The organism is Chitinophaga polysaccharea, assembly GCF_007829335.1.
Taxonomy (GTDB): domain Bacteria; phylum Bacteroidota; class Bacteroidia; order Chitinophagales; family Chitinophagaceae; genus Chitinophaga; species Chitinophaga polysaccharea_B.
Window position 1 is genome coordinate 204,947 of record NZ_VIWO01000009.1, and the last position, 21,153, is coordinate 226,099.

The 21,153-nt window shown below is 48.5% G+C and carries 23 protein-coding genes; 16 read left to right on the forward strand and 7 right to left on the reverse strand.

Features of this window, described 5'->3' with window-relative positions:
* Positions 1 to 74: 74 nt before the first annotated feature.
* From FHW36_RS25640 to FHW36_RS25675, 8 genes are all read left to right on the forward strand, one after another.
* Positions 75 to 305 carry a YeeE/YedE family protein gene (locus FHW36_RS25640; protein WP_222429185.1) on the forward strand — a complete coding sequence of 77 codons (231 nt, stop codon included), beginning with the start codon at positions 75 to 77 and terminating at the stop codon, positions 303 to 305.
* Positions 306 to 323: 18 nt separating this feature from the next.
* The gene (locus tag FHW36_RS25645) at positions 324 to 746 is read left to right on the forward strand and encodes a DUF6691 family protein (protein WP_246121230.1); all 423 of its coding nucleotides are present in this window, start codon (positions 324 to 326) and stop codon (positions 744 to 746) included.
* 11 nt (positions 747 to 757) lie between these two features.
* Positions 758 to 2,101 (forward strand): MBL fold metallo-hydrolase, encoded by a 1,344-nt coding sequence (locus FHW36_RS25650; RefSeq protein ID WP_145673424.1) that lies wholly within the window; start codon positions 758 to 760, stop codon positions 2,099 to 2,101.
* A 95-nt stretch (positions 2,102 to 2,196) separates the two neighbouring features.
* A complete protein-coding gene (locus FHW36_RS25655) occupies positions 2,197 to 2,580 on the forward strand; it encodes a VOC family protein (protein ID WP_145673426.1) in 384 nt (127 codons plus the stop codon).
* 231 nt (positions 2,581 to 2,811) lie between these two features.
* The gene (locus FHW36_RS25660; RefSeq protein ID WP_145673428.1) at positions 2,812 to 3,480 is read left to right on the forward strand and encodes a DUF1266 domain-containing protein; all 669 of its coding nucleotides are present in this window, start codon (positions 2,812 to 2,814) and stop codon (positions 3,478 to 3,480) included.
* A gap of 81 nt (positions 3,481 to 3,561) precedes the next feature.
* Positions 3,562 to 3,783 carry a CDGSH iron-sulfur domain-containing protein gene (locus FHW36_RS25665; protein ID WP_145673430.1) on the forward strand — a complete coding sequence of 74 codons (222 nt, stop codon included), beginning with the start codon at positions 3,562 to 3,564 and terminating at the stop codon, positions 3,781 to 3,783.
* A 151-nt stretch (positions 3,784 to 3,934) separates the two neighbouring features.
* Positions 3,935 to 4,717: a PhzF family phenazine biosynthesis protein gene (locus FHW36_RS25670; protein WP_145673432.1), complete on the forward strand. Its 783-nt coding sequence runs from the start codon at positions 3,935 to 3,937 to the stop codon at positions 4,715 to 4,717.
* A gap of 20 nt (positions 4,718 to 4,737) precedes the next feature.
* Positions 4,738 to 5,502, forward strand: a complete 765-nt coding sequence (locus tag FHW36_RS25675; protein ID WP_145673434.1) for an isocitrate lyase/PEP mutase family protein — start codon at positions 4,738 to 4,740, stop codon at positions 5,500 to 5,502.
* 10 nt (positions 5,503 to 5,512) lie between these two features.
* Here the strand turns inward: FHW36_RS25675 and FHW36_RS25680 are convergent, their stop codons facing one another.
* On the reverse strand, positions 5,513 to 5,641 hold the full coding sequence (locus tag FHW36_RS25680; protein ID WP_145673435.1) for an alanyl-tRNA synthetase: 129 nt from the start codon (positions 5,639 to 5,641) through the stop codon (positions 5,513 to 5,515).
* Between the two features lie 132 nt (positions 5,642 to 5,773).
* Between FHW36_RS25680 and FHW36_RS25685 the strand changes: the two genes are divergently transcribed.
* Positions 5,774 to 7,678, forward strand: a complete 1,905-nt coding sequence (locus FHW36_RS25685; protein ID WP_145673437.1) for a TonB-dependent receptor plug domain-containing protein — start codon at positions 5,774 to 5,776, stop codon at positions 7,676 to 7,678.
* 43 nt (positions 7,679 to 7,721) lie between these two features.
* On the opposite strand, the gene FHW36_RS25690 is transcribed toward FHW36_RS25685, so the two are convergent.
* From FHW36_RS25690 to FHW36_RS25705, 4 genes are all read right to left on the reverse strand, one after another.
* Positions 7,722 to 8,075, reverse strand: coding sequence for a hypothetical protein (locus tag FHW36_RS25690; protein ID WP_145673439.1), 354 nt, complete (start codon positions 8,073 to 8,075; stop codon positions 7,722 to 7,724).
* A gap of 21 nt (positions 8,076 to 8,096) precedes the next feature.
* A complete protein-coding gene (locus FHW36_RS25695; protein ID WP_246121231.1) occupies positions 8,097 to 9,062 on the reverse strand; it encodes a cytochrome-c peroxidase in 966 nt (321 codons plus the stop codon).
* 196 nt (positions 9,063 to 9,258) lie between these two features.
* Positions 9,259 to 9,903, reverse strand: a complete 645-nt coding sequence (locus tag FHW36_RS25700; RefSeq protein WP_222429186.1) for a YceI family protein — start codon at positions 9,901 to 9,903, stop codon at positions 9,259 to 9,261.
* Between the two features lie 79 nt (positions 9,904 to 9,982).
* Complete coding sequence (locus FHW36_RS25705) at positions 9,983 to 11,239, reverse strand: peroxiredoxin family protein (RefSeq protein WP_145673440.1); 1,257 nt, start codon at positions 11,237 to 11,239, stop codon at positions 9,983 to 9,985.
* A gap of 267 nt (positions 11,240 to 11,506) precedes the next feature.
* Here FHW36_RS25705 and FHW36_RS25710 point away from each other — a divergent pair, with 267 nt between their 5' ends.
* The 7 genes from FHW36_RS25710 to FHW36_RS25740 all read left to right on the forward strand — a co-directional run bounded on the left by FHW36_RS25710 (position 11,507) and on the right by FHW36_RS25740 (position 18,080).
* Complete coding sequence (locus FHW36_RS25710; RefSeq protein WP_145673441.1) at positions 11,507 to 13,708, forward strand: B12-binding domain-containing radical SAM protein; 2,202 nt, start codon at positions 11,507 to 11,509, stop codon at positions 13,706 to 13,708.
* Positions 13,709 to 13,808: 100 nt separating this feature from the next.
* Complete coding sequence (locus FHW36_RS25715; RefSeq protein WP_145673442.1) at positions 13,809 to 14,348, forward strand: hypothetical protein; 540 nt, start codon at positions 13,809 to 13,811, stop codon at positions 14,346 to 14,348.
* Positions 14,349 to 14,377: 29 nt separating this feature from the next.
* A complete protein-coding gene (locus tag FHW36_RS25720) occupies positions 14,378 to 15,016 on the forward strand; it encodes a hypothetical protein (RefSeq protein ID WP_145673443.1) in 639 nt (212 codons plus the stop codon).
* The gene (locus FHW36_RS25725; RefSeq protein ID WP_145673444.1) at positions 14,986 to 15,765 is read left to right on the forward strand and encodes a sensor histidine kinase; all 780 of its coding nucleotides are present in this window, start codon (positions 14,986 to 14,988) and stop codon (positions 15,763 to 15,765) included. Before FHW36_RS25720 ends, FHW36_RS25725 begins: the two co-directional genes overlap by 31 nt.
* Before the next feature lie 8 nt (positions 15,766 to 15,773).
* Positions 15,774 to 16,409 (forward strand): response regulator transcription factor, encoded by a 636-nt coding sequence (locus tag FHW36_RS25730; protein ID WP_145673446.1) that lies wholly within the window; start codon positions 15,774 to 15,776, stop codon positions 16,407 to 16,409.
* A gap of 113 nt (positions 16,410 to 16,522) precedes the next feature.
* Positions 16,523 to 17,314, forward strand: a complete 792-nt coding sequence (locus FHW36_RS25735) for an ABC transporter ATP-binding protein (RefSeq protein WP_145673447.1) — start codon at positions 16,523 to 16,525, stop codon at positions 17,312 to 17,314.
* A gap of 13 nt (positions 17,315 to 17,327) precedes the next feature.
* Positions 17,328 to 18,080: an ABC transporter permease gene (locus tag FHW36_RS25740; RefSeq protein WP_145673448.1), complete on the forward strand. Its 753-nt coding sequence runs from the start codon at positions 17,328 to 17,330 to the stop codon at positions 18,078 to 18,080.
* 59 nt (positions 18,081 to 18,139) lie between these two features.
* Here FHW36_RS25740 and FHW36_RS25745 read toward each other — a convergent pair whose 3' ends face one another.
* Together FHW36_RS25745 and FHW36_RS25750 are read right to left on the reverse strand one after the other, a co-directional pair.
* The gene (locus tag FHW36_RS25745; RefSeq protein ID WP_145673449.1) at positions 18,140 to 19,624 is read right to left on the reverse strand and encodes an arylsulfatase; all 1,485 of its coding nucleotides are present in this window, start codon (positions 19,622 to 19,624) and stop codon (positions 18,140 to 18,142) included.
* 53 nt (positions 19,625 to 19,677) lie between these two features.
* Positions 19,678 to 20,961 (reverse strand): hemolysin family protein, encoded by a 1,284-nt coding sequence (locus tag FHW36_RS25750; RefSeq protein WP_145673450.1) that lies wholly within the window; start codon positions 20,959 to 20,961, stop codon positions 19,678 to 19,680.
* Positions 20,962 to 21,153 lie beyond the last annotated feature (192 nt).

Consider the following 21,153-nt stretch of genomic DNA (forward strand, 5'->3'; position numbering starts at 1 on the left):
TCCGCAACTTTGTAGCAGCAAATACACGATAGTAATGGATATACTCAACTTAGTAAAACAGCCCTGGCCCTGGTATGTGGCGGTTTAACTGGCAGGTGCTATTCACCGTAAGAGGACTCCTGATGATGGTGGGCGGCGGATTCCTGGTAGGTTTTGGTACCCGTTATGCCGGCGGCTGTACCAGCGGACACGCTATCATGGGATTGTCTACCCTGCAATGGCCTCCCCTGGTCGCCACTATTTGCTTTATGATAGGTGGGTTTGTGATGGCCAACGTTTTTCTGCCCTGGATACTTGCACTTTAATTTCGAATGAACCGTTTTATGTATAAATCGTTAAGTCAGTTAAAATATTTATTGGCCGGCCTGGTATTTGGCGTCATATTCGTAAAAGCGGAAGTGATCAGCTGGTTTCGCATCCAGGAAATGTTCCGGCTGCAGTCGTTCCATATGTACGGCGTAATCGGTAGCGCCGTGCTGGTAGGCATGCTGTCGGTATGGCTGATAAAGAAGTTTAATATCAAAACCATCCAGGGAGAAACCGTTACCTTTCAGGCCAGGCAATTCAACCGGGGACAGATCTACGGGGGACTTATATTTGGCTTAGGCTGGGCTGTTACGGGTGCTTGCCCGGGCCCCTTGTTTGCACAGATAGGTACCGGTGCTACGGTGATCGTTATTACCTTGCTGAGCGCTATCGCAGGCACCTGGGTATATGGAAAGTTTCGGGAAAAATTACCTCATTAAATACTAAAGACATGGATATTCAACAATTTGAAGATAAAGGACTGGCACATTACTCTTATGCCATTTACAGTGATCAGGCAAATGAAATCGTATTGATAGATCCGGCCCGGGATATGACACCCTACCTGGATTACGCAGCTCAGCAACAGGCGAAGATTGTAGGGGTGATTGAAACGCATCCTCATGCTGATTTTGTAAGCAGTCACCTGGAGTTGCAGGAAGCTACCGGCGCGGCCATTTATTGTTCCCGCCTGGTAGGTGCGGGATACCCGTATACCGGTTTTGATGAAGGAGATGAAATATCGTTGGGAGATATCACCCTCCGGGCGCTGAATACGCCCGGTCATTCACCAGATAGCATCAGCATCGTATTGGCCTATAAGGGGCAGGATAGTGCTGTTTTTACGGGAGATACCTTATTTATCGGCGACTGTGGTCGCCCCGATCTGCGCGAAAATGCCGGCAACATCACGGCTGGCAGGGAACAACTGGCGAAACAGATGTATCATTCTCTCAGGGAAAAATTAATGGTGCTGGCCGACGATGTACTGGTATATCCCGCACACGGGGCAGGTACGCTCTGCGGTAAATCGCTCAGCGATGCCGACAGCAGCACCATCGCGGCCGAAAAGGTGAGCAACTGGAGCCTGGGAGATTATACCGAAGCAGAGTTTGTAAAAGAGCTGTTGTCGCAACAGCCTTTCATCCCCAAATATTTTCCGTATGACGTAACGCTGAACAGGAGCGGGGCGCTGGCATTGGAGTCGCAATTAAATAAGGTCCCGGTGATCACATCCGGGGAACCGGTTTTCGAACCCGGCGTAGTGATCATCGATACCCGTCCCGAGGCGGTATTTAAACAGGGGCATGTCCCGCTGGCCGTCAACCTGCAGGACGGTGGCAAGTTTGAAACCTGGCTGGGCAGCATCGTAGCGCCAGGAGAATCTTACTACCTGCTGGCAGCCGGCACAACACAGTTACAGCAGGTGATCCGCAAGGCGGCTAAGATCGGTTACGAGGTAAATATCAAAGCAGCCATGGTATATGACGAGGGAACGGTAACCCTGGAACAGGCGCCCCTGGCCGATTTTACCGCACATCCCGATCAATATACTGTCGTGGATGTACGAATGGCTGGTGAGGCAGCTACTTCCCCCGTTTTCAGTAACGCCCTGGTGCTGCCACTGGATCAGCTACGGGAACATATCGCAGATATCCCAGTAGATAAACCGATTGTGGTACACTGCGCCGGCGGCTACCGCAGTGCGGCGGCAAGCAGTATTATAGCTGCTGCCCTGCAGAATAAAGTCACTGTATACGACCTGGGGGAAGCGGTGAAAACGTTCCTGCCGTAGCGGCGTTAGCCATTGGTGAATGTTGTTAGCATGCCTGACTAATAAAAGAATAGCCGTAAATTCGGGTTATTACTTCACCAGTAAAAACTTGTATTATGTTCGGTAACACAAAAGCATTCAGCGGTTTTTCTGTGAATGACCTGGAAAAAGCCAGGGAGTTTTATCAGCAGCAGCTGGGACTAGATACAGAAGGGTTGAATGAACATATGTTCACGCTCAAATTGGCAGGAGGTACGCCCATCCTGGTGTATGCTAAACCTAATCATGTGCCGGCTACTTTTACGATCCTCAATTTCCAGGTAAGCAATGTAGAAGAGATCGTAGATAAGTTGTCGGCCAAGGGGGTAAAATTTTTACAGTATACCGGTCCCATCGCCACTGATGCCAAAGGCATTCATCGCGCTAACGGGGAAGGGCCTACAGTGGCCTGGTTTACCGATCCTGCGGGTAATATACTTTCCGTGGTAGAGGGAAAATAATCGATGGTACTGCTAACGATGCCGATGCATAATTTATGCATCGGCATCGTTGTTTAATAATATTTTATATTTTGGGCGCAGATAAAGTGAATGTATACTGTTTGTAGCATGACCATTACCATACTTGTTGAAACCTGACTGTTAATGGAGGCAACATGCCGCCAGATTGTTATCCGTCACCTATCTTTTGCTTTTATAATCCATTTTTAAAAAAACAACAAAAGACAAAAAATGAAAAAGACCGTTTTGTTTGCTGCCACCATTGCAGCTGCGCTGGCATTTACCGCTTGTGGTTCGGAAGGTAAAAAAACAGGTAGCGATAGCACCACAGCCCAGTCGGCCGCACCTGTATCCGCATCCGTTAAAGATGAGAAACTGAGTGGATTTATGCTGGGAGGTATCTATTTCATCAATGGCTATGGTGGCGTAGATGCAGTAAATAAAATGATTAACAGTACAGATAAGGCAGAAATTGTAGACAGCTATAAACAGATACTGGAGTTTCCCTTCAAACCTGATGATGCCACCGGCGCACAGGGCATGCTCAGGAATGCATGGAATATCAGCGATAAAGAAAGCCTGGTAAAAACGCTGGATGAGTTAACCAAGGGCGATCCTAAAAATACCCACCGCGCCTGGGACTATGCCCGCCTGGTAAACAACGCCTGCATGGGCTACGCCGCCGGTTATATTACCCAGGGAGAAGCGGAAAAATATATCGCGGCTACTTTGCCGCTGGCGCGTAAAGATTTCAAAACCTGGGACGATTATTTCGCCGACTGGCTGGAAGGCCGCAAGGCATGGGGTGGTGATCAGGAGAATAATAAAACGTATGAAGATCTCGCTAAAACCATTACCAAGGGAGAAAACAGTATTTACCAGATACAGCCGCTCAACTAAGCCATTTTTTATCTTTTGAAAGCGGCAGTACTACCTTGTATAGTTTTTCCTATTTTTGCCGGCTAAATAAGGAAAATATTTATGGCTACCAAGATTACGGTTAACAACAACGGCTCCCTGAAAGTAGAGGGAGATTTTCAGATTGTAGATAAAGACGGCAATGCGTATGACCTGGGAGGTCGCGAGGTAGTGAGTATCTGCCGCTGTGGACGTTCTGCCAACAAGCCTTTCTGCGATGGTTCGCATAAAGGACACTTTGAGCACGAAGCGGTGGCTTTCGCGCTTCCTCCTAAAAAACAATAATATCAACTCATTTTCAGGGGCATCATATCACAACAGATATGGTGCCTTTTTATTTCCCGCCGCTCCATCTGATATGGTCTAAATTGACAGAATTGTACCTGTTTTTGTACCATAATTAATTGCACTTTTGTACCTCAATTTTACAAGTGCCATGAATATACCTTATTTCCAGGTGGATGCTTTTACCCGTGTGCCTTTCAAAGGTAATCCTGCTGGTATCTGTCTGCTGGAAAACATGCCGGATGATACGTTGCTAACGGCCATCGCCGCAGAAAATAATCTATCGGAAACCGCCTTCCTGTTGCCGGAAGGCGCCGGTTACCGGCTGCGCTGGTTTTCGCCGCTGTTGGAAATTCCGCTTTGCGGGCATGCTACGCTGGCCAGCGCGCATATGCTCTGGGAAAATGGGCTGGCGCCGGAGGGAGCGCCCATTTCCTTTTATACGTTGAGCGGCACGCTTACGGCATACCAGGAAAATGGATGGATAGTACTTGATTTCCCTGCCAGGGGCCACGAACCGGTTACCCTGCCGGATGCCTTGCAGCCTTTATTTAAAGACGTGGTGCAGGTAACGTATAGCTTTGACCGTTATATCGTAGAATTGCCTTCCGGAGAGGCAGTAGCTGCCTTTGTGCCGGATGCTGCCATATTGCGGGCTTACCGCTGTATCATTACGGGTAAGGCAGATGCGGACAGTCCCTACGATTTTATTTCCCGCTATTTTGCCGGACCCATTGGGGTGGATGAAGACCCGGTCACCGGGTCGGCCCATTGCAGTCTGGCGCCTTACTGGGCGGAACGGCTGCATAAAAATGAATTCCTGGCCTGGCAGGCTTCAAAGCGGGGCGGCGAGCTGAAAGTAACCCTCAAGGGCGACCGGGTGCTGTTGAAAGGAGAAGCCGTTACCGTGATGAACGGCCAGTTCAGTATTTGATAATCTATAATTTCCATATCATGAATCAGTATGCATTATTTAAGTCGCTGCACGGGCAAGACACCCCGCTATTACTCGGCAATGCCTGGAACGTATCCAGCGCCCGTATTTTACAGGACAGCGGTATTACGGCCATTGGTACCTCCAGCTCCGCGATTGCGGATACGCTGGGATATGAAGATGGGGAACAGATATCCTTTGATGAGTTATTTTTTGTCATAGAAAGAATAGCCCGCCACGTGCGTGTGCCATTGTCGGCTGATATAGAACGGGGCTACAGCGCCGACCAGGTGCAGGTGGTAAAGCATCTCGAACGGCTGCATGATATCGGCGTAGTGGGTATTAACCTGGAAGACTCTGTAGTGGGCGATAGCCGCATATTAGAGCCACTGGACGTATTTTGCCGCAGATTGGAATTTATCCGGAATGAGCTTTCCCGGAAAAATATCGACCTGTTTATCAATGCCCGGACAGACACTTATTTACTGAATGTACCCAACCGATTGCAGGAAACGTTGTTGCGGATGAAAGCCATTGAAAATGCGGGCGCCGACGGTATCTTTGTTCCGTTTATACACGATCTGGCCGAAATATGCGAGGTAACTGCTGCCACTACGTTGCCGGTAAATGTATTATCTATGTCTGGGTTACCGTCTTTCGATGCGTTACAGGAAGCGGGCGTCAAAAGAATCAGTATGGGCGGCAGCGCTTACCGCGCAGCCAATAACTGCTTGAAAAATGTGATCGGGAAAATCGTAGAACAGGGGTCATTCGCCAATATATAAGCAGCTGGATCTATTTTAATACCCAGTAGCCCAAAGCAAGCCATAGCAGCCCTTTCAGCAGGAAAAAAAGAAAGCCCCAGAAGCCCACTCTTTTTATCCATTTAATGATTTTTGCTTTCCTGGTGTTATCGGTGTTCATAGTATATCAAAATTACAGTTTTTTTGAATAGAGAAAATGTATCTTGATAGACGATAGCATCCCGAAAATACCCGCCTTGGAAACAATGATTAAATGCGTACTTTTGCGCACTTTTAGCAACGATTTCAACAAATGCGCGTAGCAATACCGAATAACAAACTACTATTGTCTTTATTCCTGGGCCTCTGTGGCAGCGCCACGGCACAGCAGCGGACAGATTCTTCCCTGCCTGTTTATCACCTCGATGAGGTGATTGTTCAGGAAAACAGGCTGGCAGCGCCGGTAAAGGCGATCAACCGGAATATTACCATTATTACCCGTAAGCAAATTGAGGCCATGCCGGTTACTTCTATCACGGAAGTACTGAGCTATGTACCGGGACTAGATGTAAGACAGCGGGGGCCGGCCGGTATCCAGGCCGATATAGGCATTGATGGCGGTACTTTTGACCAGACCCTGATACTGATCAATGGGGTGAAAATTACCGACCCGCAAACCGGGCACAACGTGATGAACCTGCCGGTATCTTTAAATGATGTGGACCATATAGAGGTGCTGAAAGGCGCCGCTGCCCGTATTTATGGCATCAACGCATTGAACGGCGCTATCAATATCGTGACACGCAAAGCTACGGAAAGTGGTATAGGCATAAATGCAAGCCTGGGCAGCAGCTTTAAAAAGAATGAGAAAAATAACTTGTATGGGGCTGTGGGATTCGGCGCCAATGGCTCCCTGGTAAAGAAAGGCAATAGCCAGTCTCTTTCTTATAGCCGTAACCAGGGCAATGGATACCGCTATAATACCGATTTCGATAACTACCGGGCCTTTTACCAGGCGGCCTTTGAAAACGATTCCCTCCACAAATACAACGTCATGGCGGGATTTGTGAGCAACGATTACGGCGCCAATGGTTTCTATGCTGCTCCGGGCGACCTCAACTCCAAGGAAACGGTAAAAACCGTGCTGGCCGCCGTTAGCAACACTTCCCGGATCAATCCCAACTGGGTGATGACGCCCCGCGTTAGCTATCGGTATACGAAAGACGATTACGTTTACATTAAGCCCGACCAGTACCGCAATCTCCATAATACCCATGTGGTAGACGCAGAGCTGAATAATACCTTTAACACCCACATCGGTACCTTCGGTGCCGGCGTGGAAGGTCGCTATGAACATATAAAGAGTACAAGTCTCGGTAACCACGACAGAACCAACCTGGGACTGTTTGGAGAATATAAATCCATTGCCGACCGCCGTTTTACGTTTACCGTCGGGGGATACCTAAACTACAACTCCTTCTATGGCTGGCAGTTTTTCCCGGGCGCAGATGTTGGATTTAATGTGACGCCAACGCTGAAGCTCTATGCCAACGCGGGTACGGCCCAGCGACTGCCTACCTATACCGATCTTTATTACAAAGGGAAAGGTATTATCGGTAACGAAAACCTGGGGCCGGAAAAAGCTAAATATGCAGAACTTGGGCTGCGTAAGTTTACCGGCCAATTCTCTTATGGCGCTTCTGCATTTTACCGCCAGGTGAATAACTTCATCGACTATGTAAAAGATACCGCCGGCGTGAGCAATCCGGCTACCCTCAACTGGCAGCCGCAGAACTTCCAGCGGGCGGATATGAAAGGATTCCGGTTAAATGCGGGTTATAATACCACCTTACAAGCCCATGGCGTATTCAATAGCCTGGGCATCAACGCCGGTTATAACTACCTTTCGCCATCCTTCAAAGGCGACGCGCTCTCTACCAAAATATCGCGGTATGTTATTGAAAGCCTGCGTCATCAGTTTAGCGCCAATGTACAAACCACCGTGTGCCAGTATTTCAATATCTCTGCAGCCGCGCGTTACAACATGCGTATTAACTACAAGGACTATACGGTGATCGACACCCGCGTGGCGTATAAGCGTTCCCGTTACCAGGTGTATGTAGATGCCAACAACCTGCTGGACGTTACCTATATTGAAGCAGCCGCAGTGCCGATGCCAGGCAGATGGATCACACTGGGAGGCGGATATAGATTCTGACGAACTATCAAATAAAAGCATACAGCAACAGGCGTCTGGATACTCAGACGCCTGTTGCTTTTATGGTAGTGCCATAGATCGTTCCTTTGTTATCGCTCCATATGAACAGTGTATAGATAGCGCCTGCTTCCAGTGTAATATTGGTCAGCGCCTGTTGATTTACTACCAGTGGCGCGGACTCTTCCCCGGTGCGCAATACCAATGAAATCGTACCCGCGTTTATGTTAGTAAACGGTGCACTGTCGTACGCAGCGCCCTGCAAGTTGCTGCCACCGGCGCTTCCATAGGGGATAGCGGTATAAAGTGTACTGCTGTTGCTGCCTTGTTGCAGGGTAACATTGAGGGCTTGCGTTAAGAGCAGCAGTGGTGATACGAGGGAGAGTATATTTTTTTTCATCCGATGGTTGATTTTTTATGGTTAGTGCCTGGCAATGCGGAAACGATCGTCTGTCAACGCTTCCAGGAAGGCTTCCAGGTCGTTCATTTCTTCAGGTGTCAGGTTCAGTGGTTTGTTGAGCGATAAGTCGCGGTGAATACCGCCGGGTACTACTGCGTTGGGCGTGTTGTAATAAGCAATCACTTCCCGCAGGGTTTTAAACATACCGTTATGCATATACGGAGCGGTAACGGCTACGTTGCGCAGACTGGGTACCTTGAATAAACCCATATGGCTGCTGTCTTTCGTTACTTCATAGCGGCCGGCATCGGTGAGGGTAGTCCCGTTATAGAGACCGATGTTTTTAAAGCGGTCGGCCGTAAAATCTTCTCCCGAATGACAATTATTGCAGTTGGCTTTACCAATAAACAACAGACGACCACGTATAGCCGGCGCCGTTAGGGCGTTGTCATCCCCGGCAATGTAGCGGTCATAGGGACTATTGGCCGTTTCCAGCGTACGTTCGAAGGCGGCTAATGCCTGTAGTATATTTTTGTTGTTGGGTGCGCTGTTAAATACCTGCTGGAAATAGTGCAGGTAGGCTTCGTTGTCGTTGAGCCGCTGTACGGCTTCTGCAATGGGCAATCCCATTTCATCGGGATTAATAATCGGTTGCAGGGCCTGGTCTTCCAGGGTGGCGGCCCTGCCATCCCAGAAAAAATTGGGCCGGCCGGAGAGGTTGGTCAGGCCCGGCGTATTCCTTTTGGTGGGTGTATGATGAATACCACGGCTGAAAGCGATGGTGTCTGCAAAACCAAATTGCGGGATATGGCAGGACGCGCAGCTGATGCTGCGGTCTTTCGACAACAGTGTTTCAAAGAATAATTTTTCACCCAGTTGCGCCCGGGTCGGCGGGTCGGCGCTGGGAGTGCTGGTATTAAATCCTGCCATGATGATGGCAGCGCACGATATACCCGTTAAAATGAATATCATTTTTCTCAGCTTCATGGTGGTAAAAATTAAGAATGGCATGCAATGCCCGTCAGCAACGGAGGTTGCCGGAAATAACTGGTTGATTAAAAGAATGTTGCAGGCTGTAAAGAGGCTGTAAAAAGGGCGGTGGTGATTGGCATTCCCGGGAGCAGGTGCGATATTGCTCCTGCTCCCCAGGAATTATTGAATGGGGTAGTAAAAAATGAATGCGTTATTTGGCGTTAGCTACCAGTACTACATCCAGGTCGAAGTCATCATAGATGGCTTTATCCCCGATGCCTTCAAAGAAGCTTTTAGAGCCATATTTAATGTTGTATTTGGTACGATCTACTTTGATGGCTGCTTTGGCCGTCAGCTTGCCGCCATCTACAGTCACCGTAGCGGGGAAGGTGATCGGGTTGGTAATGCCTTTAATAGTTAACTTACCGCTTACTTCATAACTACCGCCACCTTTAGCAGTAACGCTGGTAGTGGTGAAGCTGGCGGAAGGGAATTTTTCTACAGAGAAGAAATCTTCGCTTTTCAGGTGTCCCAGCAGTTTGGCATTGCTGCCTTCATCTTTAATGTCGGTTACGGCAATGCTGCGGGTATCCAGTGAAAAACTTCCTCCTTTCAGCACGTTATTTTCAACGTCCAGTTTACCATCAGCGATGTTGATAGTGCCCTGGTGTTGGCCGGTTACTTTTTTACCTGTCCAGTTCAGTTTACTCTCTTTACTGTCTACCTGGAAAACAACGGTCTTCCTGGCGGTAGCAGTTTTGGTTGGTTTTTCTCCTTTGTTGACAGCAGCAGGTGTAGTGAAGGACATGAGGAAAACAGATCCTCCAATAAAGAACAGAGACGCTAATCGTTGCATATAGTGTGTGTTTAATTTGGTGCAATTTAAGCGGGACAGACGGATTAGCGGTTACGGGATCCGGAAAATAATGTTAAAATTATTTTTCCGCGATCAGCTCATCCAGGTCACGATTCCATTTGGCCACATAGTCCTGGTAATACTGCCCGGTAACTTCGCAGGTATAGCCGGTATGTATTTGTCTTACTTCGCCTTTACGGTCGATGATGATGGTGGTAGGGAATGCCATCATGCGGTTGAGCGCCGGAAGCTTCTCTGACGCCACTTTCTTATCAGCAATGCCACCAAAAAGAATATCATATTGTATGTTGTATTTTTCTTTTAATTTACCCAGGGTGTACTTCGCATATTCCAGATCATCTTTCTGTTCAAAGCCAATAGCGATGGCTTCTACGCCGCGGTCTTTATTTTTATTGAACCAGGGAGATAAGAAAGAAGTCTGGTCGGTACAGTTGGGGCACCAGGTGCCGATGATTTCCACGATCACCACTTTACCTTTATACTTTTCATCGCTCAGGGATACGTTGTGGCCCTGCAGATCGGGGAGGGTGAAGTCTAATTTTTTATATCCTTCCTTCAGGTAAGTCAGCTTGTAGGGGTCTGGTAGTGCTGCAGCCGCATTTTTTTCTCCATCAAATTTGATGTTGTTATAGATGCCCAGGCTGATTTCACCGGTCAGCGATTTGTCGTCGCTGATGGTACCTTTGATGTATATGGGACTTGGACCTGTAAAGCCCGATAGCTCAAATTCGTTGCCGTGTACGGTGCCTTCCAGTTCCCGGCTGTCGCCTACTACCGACATTACTACGCCGGTGAGTTTATTACCATTTTGTTTGAGCAGGCCAATACGGTTGGGGGTAGGTTCCTTGCTATATATTTTCAGGTCCCATTTGCCGCTGATATCGAAGCTGGGAGCCGCTTCTGTGCATGGTTTGGCAAAACGGTATTCCTGGCCGTATTCGGCGGTGAAGGGGAGGGCGTTGCCGCGGAAGTTGGGCACCAGGCTTCTGTATTCGCCGGAGATTTTGCCGTCGGATTCTATATGGGCTACCAGTGCAGCGTCGTAAGTGTTCATTTTGATGAACAGGGAGTCATTGCCCAGGCGTTCTACATGGAAATGATCGCGGCGGCTGCCGTTGATCAATGAAAAGGTGGCGTGTTCAGGATCTTTGCCTTTCAGTTCAAAATTGAAGGGTACCTGTGATTCGCTGAGGGTAAATACGCCTCTCCAGATACCTTCTTTTACAAATGGTTTTTTGGGAGCGGCGGAGGAAGAACCGCCGAATAATCCTGCCACCATCAGGCCGGTGAAAAATAATTGCCGATGCGTTTTCATGGTTGTATAATTGTTGGTTGAGTAATACATGCCGATGCCGGTCCTGGTGGGGCGATCCAGCAGTAAAAAGAATAAGGTGATTAAATGTTGATGTAAATAAAACTGATGGAGTGGTGGCTTTTATCAGTGGTGGTAAAGCAAAGATAAAAGGGACTTTTGTTATTTCCAAATAAAAGTCTATTAATTTAGTAGACTATTATGGAAAGCTGAAAGGATAAAGCTTTCTGCCCAAAAAAAGGTATTTTTGCGCCTTAAACAATTCCCGACTTGAGTAGTACTGTTTTTTTAATAACGCCGCCATTTACCCAGTTGAACACGCCATATCCGGCCACTGCTTACCTGAAAGGATTTTTGAATACCAAAAATATTACATCCTTCCAGGCCGACCTGGGTATTGAGGTGACCTTGCGTTTATTTTCCAAAGCGGGATTGCAGCAGCTGTTTGCGCATATTGCCGCGCATCCGCCGCAGGAAATGACGGAGAACATAGCCCGGATACTGGTATTACGGGAAGATTATATAGACACGATAGATGCGGTGATTTTGTTCTTGCAGGGAAAGAATCCAACGCTGGCGCATCTCATCTGTAAACGGGATTATTTGCCGGAGGCAGCCCGCTTTGCACAGCTGGATGACCTGAACTGGGCTTTTGGTTCCATGGGTACGCAAGACCGGGCCAAGCACCTGGCCACCATGTACCTGGAAGATTTGTCGGACCTGATCATGGCATGTGTAGACCCGCATTTTGGATTTAGTCGCTATGCCGAACGCCTGAGCCGCTCTGCCAACAGCTTTGATGAACTCTATGATGCCTTGCAGGCGGAGTATACCTATATCGACCAGATTTTAACCGAAATATTCGCTGCGCATATGGAGCGGGTACAACCAGCCATAGTGGCTATTTCTGTGCCCTTTCCCGGAAACCTCTATGCCGGGTTGCGCTGCGGGCAATGGATCAAACAACATTATCCGGACGTGAAAGTAGCCATGGGAGGCGGTTTTCCTAATACGGAGCTGCGTTCACTGGCCGATGCCCGGGTATTTGAATTCGTGGATTTCATCACCCTGGATGATGGAGAGGCGCCACTGGAAAACCTGTTGCAGTTCCTCGAAGGACGGAAAACCGCTGCAGAGCTGAAACGTACCTTCCTGTTAGCCAACGACCAGGTGACCTATGTAAACGATAAGGCCACGCATGACTACAAGCAATCGCAGCTGGGCACCCCGGATTATACCGACCTGCTGCTGGATAAATATATTTCGGCTATCGAGGTGGTAAATCCCATGCACAGCCTTTGGAGCGATGGCCGCTGGAATAAGCTTACCATGGCGCATGGCTGCTACTGGGGAAAGTGTACGTTCTGCGATATTTCGCTGGACTATATAAAGATTTATGAGCCCATTACGGCGTCGCTGTTGTGCGACCGTATGGAAGAAATCATTGCGCAAACGGGGCAAAACGGTTTCCACTTTGTTGACGAGGCTGCGCCGCCGGCACTGATGCGGGCGCTGGCACTGGAAATCATCCGCCGTAAGCTCACCGTAAGCTGGTGGACCAATATCCGTTTTGAGAAAAGCTTTACCCGCGACCTGTGCCTGCTATTGAAAGCATCCGGTTGTATTGCTGTTTCCGGCGGATTGGAGGTAGCATCCGACCGTTTGCTGGGACTTATACAGAAAGGCATTACGGTAGCCCAGGTGGCCCGTGTAAACCGCCATTTTACAGAAGCAGGTATCATGGTGCATGCCTACCTGATGTACGGTTTTCCTACGCAAACCGCCCAGGAAACCATTGATGCCCTGGAAATGGTGCGGCAAATGTTTGCCGCAGGTATACTGCAATCGGCCTTCTGGCACCAGTTTACCATGACGGCGCACAGCCCGGTGGGACTGGAGCCCGCAAAATTCAAAGTAGAAAAAGAAACAAACGCTATAGGCGCCTTTGCCAACAACGATATCCTGCATATCGATCCTACGGGAGCAGACCATGAAAGCTTTAGCTATGGCCTGAAGAAGTCGCTATTGAATTATATGCATGGGGCCTGCCTGGACTATCCTTTGTCGAAATGGTTTGAGTTTAAAGTGCCCAAAACCTCCGTGGCGCCCGATTTTATCGTGAAAGCCTTACTGGAGGAGGAAGCAGGGGTAATCAAGCCTACTTCGAAAGTGGTATACCTGGGCAAGCCGCCGGCTATGGAAATCATTACCAAATCAAAGAAGGGTAGTACCTGGGAGATGTCTTCCTTTACCTTCCAGGGTAAAAGAGAGAAGATAAACATCAGCGTGCAACCGGAGCAAGGGACCTGGTTAGCGGGTATGCTGCAACAGCTGGCCGTATCCAATCCTAAAACGCATACCCTCCAGGAAGTGAAGGACAGCTATGAAGCGGCAGGACTGGAGGATTTTGAGCTGTTCTGGGATAATAAGCCGGTGAATGGATTGCACCGGGTAGGGTTGTTAAAATTATAGGTGGTCGGTGGAAACGATCGATTTTTTGCTTACCGGGTATTTTCCCGGTATTAAGCATGACTGAAAAGTTAAATATTTGTTTCCATTAAACTGACCTACTATGAGTGATCAAATGTCCTTTGCAGGCTATGGTTGTGATGACCAGGGCCACCTGAATCCCAGCACCGAGCAACTGGATTACCGGATGCCATTTACCGATGCGGTGCAAACCTTTGGAATGCCGATAACCGTGGCGGCCTATTTTGGGATGCTGAACAACTTCTATAAGCAGTTGATCGCGAATCCTGAATTACTTCAATTTTTTAACGGTACTTTCTTCGTAGATTTCAGTAAAGCATCGTTGCTACGTATCCTGAGCCAGGAAGGCTGCGAGTTTGTCCGCTTCCATTTTGCTATTCCGGAAGCGAACAACAAGATCAGCCTTGTAGCAGAGGGGCTTACCCTTAGCCAGGACCAGGTGGGATATCCGCAGTTGCTGGCAAAAGCTACGACTAATACAATGGTGCATGATGCCATTGATCCTAAGATTGAAGAAAGGGGCAACGGCGCGCCTTATCCGCCACCGTTGAAAGCCTTGTTCGATTTACTCAGGGCGCAAGGGTCCCCACTTGCGACAGTTGACCTGGGTACCATACTTTAATATCAACATGAATCTAAACCTTTGTGCCAATGAACGGATGGGTATATGCTTATTATGTACTGCTGGTAGCCTGTTTTATTATCAGTTTGTTTCACCTGGAATACCGGGAAGTAAAGATATTGACGGTGTTGCTGGCAGTATCCATTATCACAGAAGTGATCGTGGAGTTGATTGGTACAAAGGGGTTAGGCTTTTTTATAGTATACCATTTCTTTGTGGTGCTGGAATATAGTCTGATAACAATTATTCTTCGATCAGGGATCAGGGACTATCGCTGGAGACTATTAATGGGAGTATCTATTTTTGTATTCAGTATAGTTTCCCTGTTTTACAGCTTTGTATTGGGAGGATGGCATGCCTTTCCCGGCATTAACATCACGATAGAAAGCTTTTTGGTCATCTGCTGGTGCCTTTTATCCTTTTTTTCAATAACCCCGGATAGTGAAGCGTCTATATTTCAGCACCCGATTTTTTGGTTAACCCTTGCTTTTTTTATTTACTTCGCCGCTTCGGTAAGTGTAAATGCTTTCTATAACCTTTTGCTGGAGAACGATACCAACAGGGCCCGGCACTTTTTCGCGGTTTTGAACTCATTATCCAATTACCTGTTGTATATTATGCTGATAAAAGGCATCGTATGCTTCCGGTCAAACAGGATCTCTTTGTAGCAGTGGTTTTTATTTCATTGTTGGTTACCATCATGGGACTGGTGGTAGTATCTGCAGTGATTAGTTATAAGAAAAAGCAGGATGCTTATTTACACCAGCTGAAGCTTATGAAAGAAGATTACGACAAACAGCTTATGTGGTCCCAGATTGAAATGCAGGAAGAAGCTTTTGCCCACCTGGGGCAGGAACTGCATGATGATATAGGCCAGTTACTGAGCAGCACCAAACTCCTGATTAATGTAACCCAACGGAGTATGGAGGCTATTCCAGATACTTTGCAGGCAGCGGAAGATACGTTGGTGTTAGCCATTCAGCATCTTCGGGCGCTGTCAAAATCATTCAGCCGCCAATGGCTCGACCAGTTCAGTATGATAGATAACCTGAAAGCAGAAGTAGACCGGATTAACTCCAGCAGGGCCATTGCAGTAAAGTTTACCCATGAACTGATGGTTTTACCTCTGCAGGCGGAACCACAGATCATCCTGTTTCGTATTATCCAGGAAGCTATTCAAAACTGTATCAAGCATGCCCGTCCACAGGTGATTGATATCAGTATCCGGAAAGATGCCAGTGAGCTGATCGTCATTATTGCGGATGATGGCGCCGGGTTTGATAAAGCCGGCATGGCTTCCATTGGCATGGGAATCCGTAATATGCAGCACCGTACCCGGCTGCTGGGCGGGGATATCCGTTGGGAAGTGACTACATCCGGAGGTACGGCTGTTTTAATTACATTACCGTTAGAATAATTTAATCTATGAAGATCCATATTGGCATTGCAGATGACCACCAACTCTTCCTCAAATCACTTAGCTTACTGATTGGTGGTTTTGACGGCTTCCAGATTGTAGCGGAAGCAATGAACGGAAAAGAAATGCTGGACAAATTACAATTGTTGCCCACCCCTCCTGATATGTTGTTACTGGATGTAAATATGCCGGTAATGGACGGAGCTAAAACCACAGAAGCCGTTTTAAAACTTTACCCCGGCGTAAAGGTGATAGCCCTGTCCATGAAAGATAACGACGCTACCATTGTTGAAATGCTGAAAGCAGGCTGCTGTGCTTATCTCCTGAAAGATATCCACCCCACAGAACTGGAAAAAGCACTACGGGAAATATACAGCACCGGCACGTATTACAATGATGCGGCCAACGTGAACTACCGTCGCCTGTTACTCCAATCCGAACAAAAGCAAACCCTCACTGAGCGGGAACATGAGTTCCTCACCCTGGCCTGCAGCGATCTTACCTATAAAGCGATTGCCGCTAAAATGAATGTTACCGAAAGGACGGTAGACGGATACCGGGAAATACTGTTCAATAAACTAAATGTGCAAAGCCGTACCGGCATGGTGCTGGAGGCGCTGCGCCGGCAGCTGGTGTCGTTATAGTTTTCACCGCCGTGCTGCCGCCGTTTACCGGTATTTCGGCGGTCTTCGCCTTTTTAGCTCCTGGCAAACAGGTGATTGTTGTACTTTCGACCTGCGTTTAAAACCCGCTTCCAATGAATGAACAATTATCTGCGGACGCATCACCCATCCTGGATGTGCAGCACCTCAATGTCAGCTATGGCGCATTCCAGGCGGTAAGAGAGGTGTCTTTCAGCGTATATGGCGGCGAAATTTTCGGTTTACTGGGGCCCAACGGCGCCGGCAAAACCAGTACCCTCAGCGCGGTGGAAGGCCTGTTAAAACCCGATACCGGCACCATCACGGTAGCAGGTTATGACACCCGGCAAAAGCCCCTGCATGCCCGCGCCAACATGGGCGTACAATTACAGGCTACCAGTTTCCAGCCGGAGCTGACCATCGCAGAAATTATCCGCCTCTTTGCCAGCATCTATGGCGTTAACCTGGACGAAGCTTCCGTTAAGGAAAAGCTGGCCGCGATCAACCTGGAGGCTGCCGCCGGCAAGAAAATAGCCGAACTATCAGGCGGACAACAACAACGGGTATCCCTGATCATTTCCACCATACATAATCCCCAGCTGGTGCTGCTGGACGAACCCACCACAGGGCTCGACCCACAGTCGCGGCGGCAGCTGTGGGAGCGGATGGAACACTTCCGCAACAACGGGCACGCCGTATTACTCACTACCCATTCCATGGAAGAAGCCGAAGCTGTTTGCGACCGGATCGCTATCATTGATCATGGACGGATTATTGCCATCGATACGCCAGAAGCGCTGATCGACAAGCACCGGCACGATCCGGAAGTGCAGAAAGCGGTGAGGAAAGGGAAGGTAACCCTGGAAGATGTTTTTATTGGCTTAACGGGAACGGCTGTACGTTCTTAAAAATATACCTGTTATGTTGGAAACAAGCATACCTAAAAATAGTACGGTGCTGGCGGCTTTGCTGAGAGCTGATTTTACCATCCTGTGGCGCAACCGCCGTTCTTTACGACTGGTATTACTGCTACCGCTGATTATCCTGTTTTCCTGGAAAGGCCTGGTAGATAAGCTGGGCGGCGTATTTGTACTTTCTTCCTGTATCACGATTGGTCTTACCAGTATAGGACTGATGGGCTATACCAACTCCATTGCACGGGACCGCGACCGGGGCATTTTCCAGCGGTTAAGGGTAGGTCCTGTATCGGCATGGACCATTATGACCAGCCGCTTACTGGTACAGGTGGCCATGATCCTGCTCATGACGATATTGATATTTATTGGTGGTTATTTCGTAGATCATATTCAATTATCACCTGCCGGATATGTAGCCGGATTGTTACTGGCCATGTTGGGAGGAGCCGTGTACCTAGGCATGGGACAGGCTATTGTAGGACGTATTAAAAATCCGGATACCGTTAATTCTACCACCCGCCTGGTGTATTTCGTATTTATCATGATTGGCATGTTTGGCGAGTTTGGTATGCTGGGGGAGATATTGGGAAAGATAGTGGTTTGGTCGCCCTACGGTGTAGTGAGGAGGGTATTGGCTTCCAGCCTGGCGCCGGCGACCTGGACCATGGAAAATACCTACGCGTTGCTGGCATCGGTGGGATATGCCGCCGTATTTATTGTATTGGGTGTGAAATGGTTTAAGTGGGAGAGTAAGTAACGGGGATCAAATTTTACGGGGAGATGGACAGTTATCCATCTCCCCGTAAAATACAATGATTATTTGGCTGCTTTCATTTTCGAGTTGATAAATTCCCATTCATTGAGGTGAGTATTCCGGTGTTCTTTTTTCACGATCGCGTCAAATTCTTTTAGCAGGTCGGCGTGAGCGCCGGCTACATCGTGTGCTTCTGCCTTATCTTTACTGAGGTCGTACAGTTCCCAGTCGGCGCCGGGATTTTTCTTCAATCCATTCTTAATGCCTTTCCACTGACCCATGCGAATGGCAATAGCCCCGCCTTTTTCCGGGTATTCGAAGTAGATATATTTCCTGTTGGCTTGTTGCGCATGTTTTCCTGTCATTTCCGGCAACAGGGAGATGCCATCATTTGCGGGTGCCGTAACGCCGGCAATTGCTGCCAAAGTAGCCATCATGTCATATTGCACACCTGGGAGCTCGGATGTTTTGCCTGCGGGTATTTTGCCTGGCCAACGGGCAATGAGTGGTTCGCGGATACCTCCTTCATACAGGTCCATTTTTAGTCCCCTCAGACCGCCGGTGCTGTTGAAGAACTGTGGATTTACCCCACCGTTAAACGTGGTGCCGTTATCGCTCGAAAACAGAATGATGGTATTGTTGTCCAGTCCCAATCTAGCTACCAGCTGCATAATGATACCCACCTGCGTGTCGAGGTAAGTGATCATGGCGGCGTAGGCCGACAATGGGTATTTATGTGCCGCATATCCCTGCTGGCCATAGTAGGGTTTTTCGTCGAACTGTCCGATATAGCGTTGCACGGCGCTATCGGGCACCTGTAGCGACACATGCGGGATGGTATAGGGCAGGTACAGGAAAAAAGGCCCGTTGCGATGACCGCTGATAAACTGTGTGGCTTTTTTTGTCAGCTCATCTACCGCATAATCTTTTCCTTTGAAGTAGTCGAAATCCTGGTCGGTAGCGGTTTGTGGATCTACATGGCGGTGTACGTCGATAAAGGTATTGTGCAGGCTATCGGCTTTCCCATTTTCCCAGAGATGGGTAGGGTAGTAGTTGTGCGCCTGTTTTTGATCGAGGTAGCCGTAGAAATAGTTAAAGCCCTGTTTATTCGGATCGCCGGTGGTAAAGGGCATGCCCAGACCCCATTTGCCGATAGCGGCGGTGGTGTAGCCGGCTTGTTGGAGCATATGGCCAATGGTAACGGTACCTTCCGGCAGCGGCATTTGTCCGCCTTCGAGCGAGTCGGTAAAACCACCCATTTCGTAGTTGCCGCGTATGTAGGAATGTCCGCCATGGCGGCCGGTGAGCAGCATACACCGCGCGGGTGCGCATACTGGCGTGCTGGTATAAAACTGGTTGAAGTGGATGCCTTCGGCTGATAAGCGATCGAGATGAGGTGTTTTTATTTTTTGTTGCCCGTAGGGGCCTGTTTCCGCATAGCCCAGATCGTCCGCATAAATGAAGATGATATTGGGCTGTTGCCGCGATTGGGCTGTCGTTGCCAGGTTATACAACAGCGTAGCAACAAATAAGAAAGCAGCTCTCATTATAACGTGTTTTTGCGTCAAGATAAGCTGCGGGTGGCGAAAATACTACGATTTTATTGCGCAAGTGTTTGCGTACGGATGATGACTTCATCGATCCGGTGGTGGTCCATTTTTTTAACTTCGAAGCTTACCTGGTTCAGCAGCACTTTTTCGCCGGGGGCAGGAATATGTGCCAGTTTATCGATAAGGAGGCCCGCTATCGTGATATCTTCTTTTTCATATTCCCGCAGCCATTCGTAGTTGAGGGTTTCGCGGATGTAGCTTAGTCTCGTATAGCCATATGTGAGCCAGCTTTTATCAGGTTGTTGTACAAGATATCGTTCCCGGGCGTTATAACCGGGGAGGCTACCGCCCAGCAGGCCGGATACAATATCGTGATAGGAAATGACGCCTTCACATTCACCATATGCGTTGATCACTACGCCCATATTGGTATTTTCGCGGCGTAGTTGCTGGAAAATATCATACACCGCCTGGTTGATGGCCAGGAAGGAGACAGGCGTCATCAGCTCCGACAGTGGTTTCTCCGGGTACAGGAAAAATTCTTTCGCGCCAAGTGCGCCCAGCACTTCTCTTTCGCTGGCTACTGGAAAGGTGCGGTGGATACTGCGTTTAATGGTTTCCGTTATTTCTTCCCGGTTCATATGGTTATTGATATACGTAATCATACTGGCGGGTGTCATGATGTTTTCGGCTGTCAGGTCATAAGCGGAGAAGAGGTTTTTATGCAGGGTAAATTCGCCTTTGTCGATCAGTCCCTGTTTATAGGCGGTGGTGAGCATACTGCGCAGGTCATTCTCCGTCAGCTTTTCCTGTTGGATAGTATTGATATTAAACAGTCCCAGTATAGACTTGGTACCGGCGGTGAGGAGTTTGATAAAAGGCCAGGTTATCCGGGAGAAGAAGATCATAGAGGGGGTAATGAGATAGGATATTTTCGTAGGGTTAACCAACGCCAGGGTTTTGGGGATGAGCTCACCTATTACAATAGTGAGGTAAGTAATTGTTCCCACACCTGTGACCAGCGCTGTGAGGTGGGCCACCGCCTTATGCATACCCCAGTCCCTAAAAACGGGCTCCAGCCAGGCGGCCATAAGGTCGCCTCCATAGAGTCCTTCCAGTATACCCACCAACGTTATACCTACCTGTACCGCACTGAGGTATTCATCGGGGTCTTTCACCAGCTTTAATACGCTGGCGGCTCTTGCATTGCCGCTATCGGCCTGTTGTTGCAAGATCGCTTTATCTACCGATATCAGCCCGATCTCCGCAATAGAGAAATAAAAATTGAGTGCAATGAGGAGGACGATGATGAGGATGGAAATCATAATCAGCATAGTTGTTACCTGGATTAACAACTCCTGGCATAGATTGTTTATGGTGCTGCGTGACTGAAAAAATATTTCAGTGAAAATTTTTGAAAAAAAGAAATCGCTGCTTATCTTTGCAACCCCTGACACAATATCAGTTGCCCAGATGGCGAAATTGGTAGACGCACTGTGTTCAGGTCGCAGCGCCTGCAAGGGTGT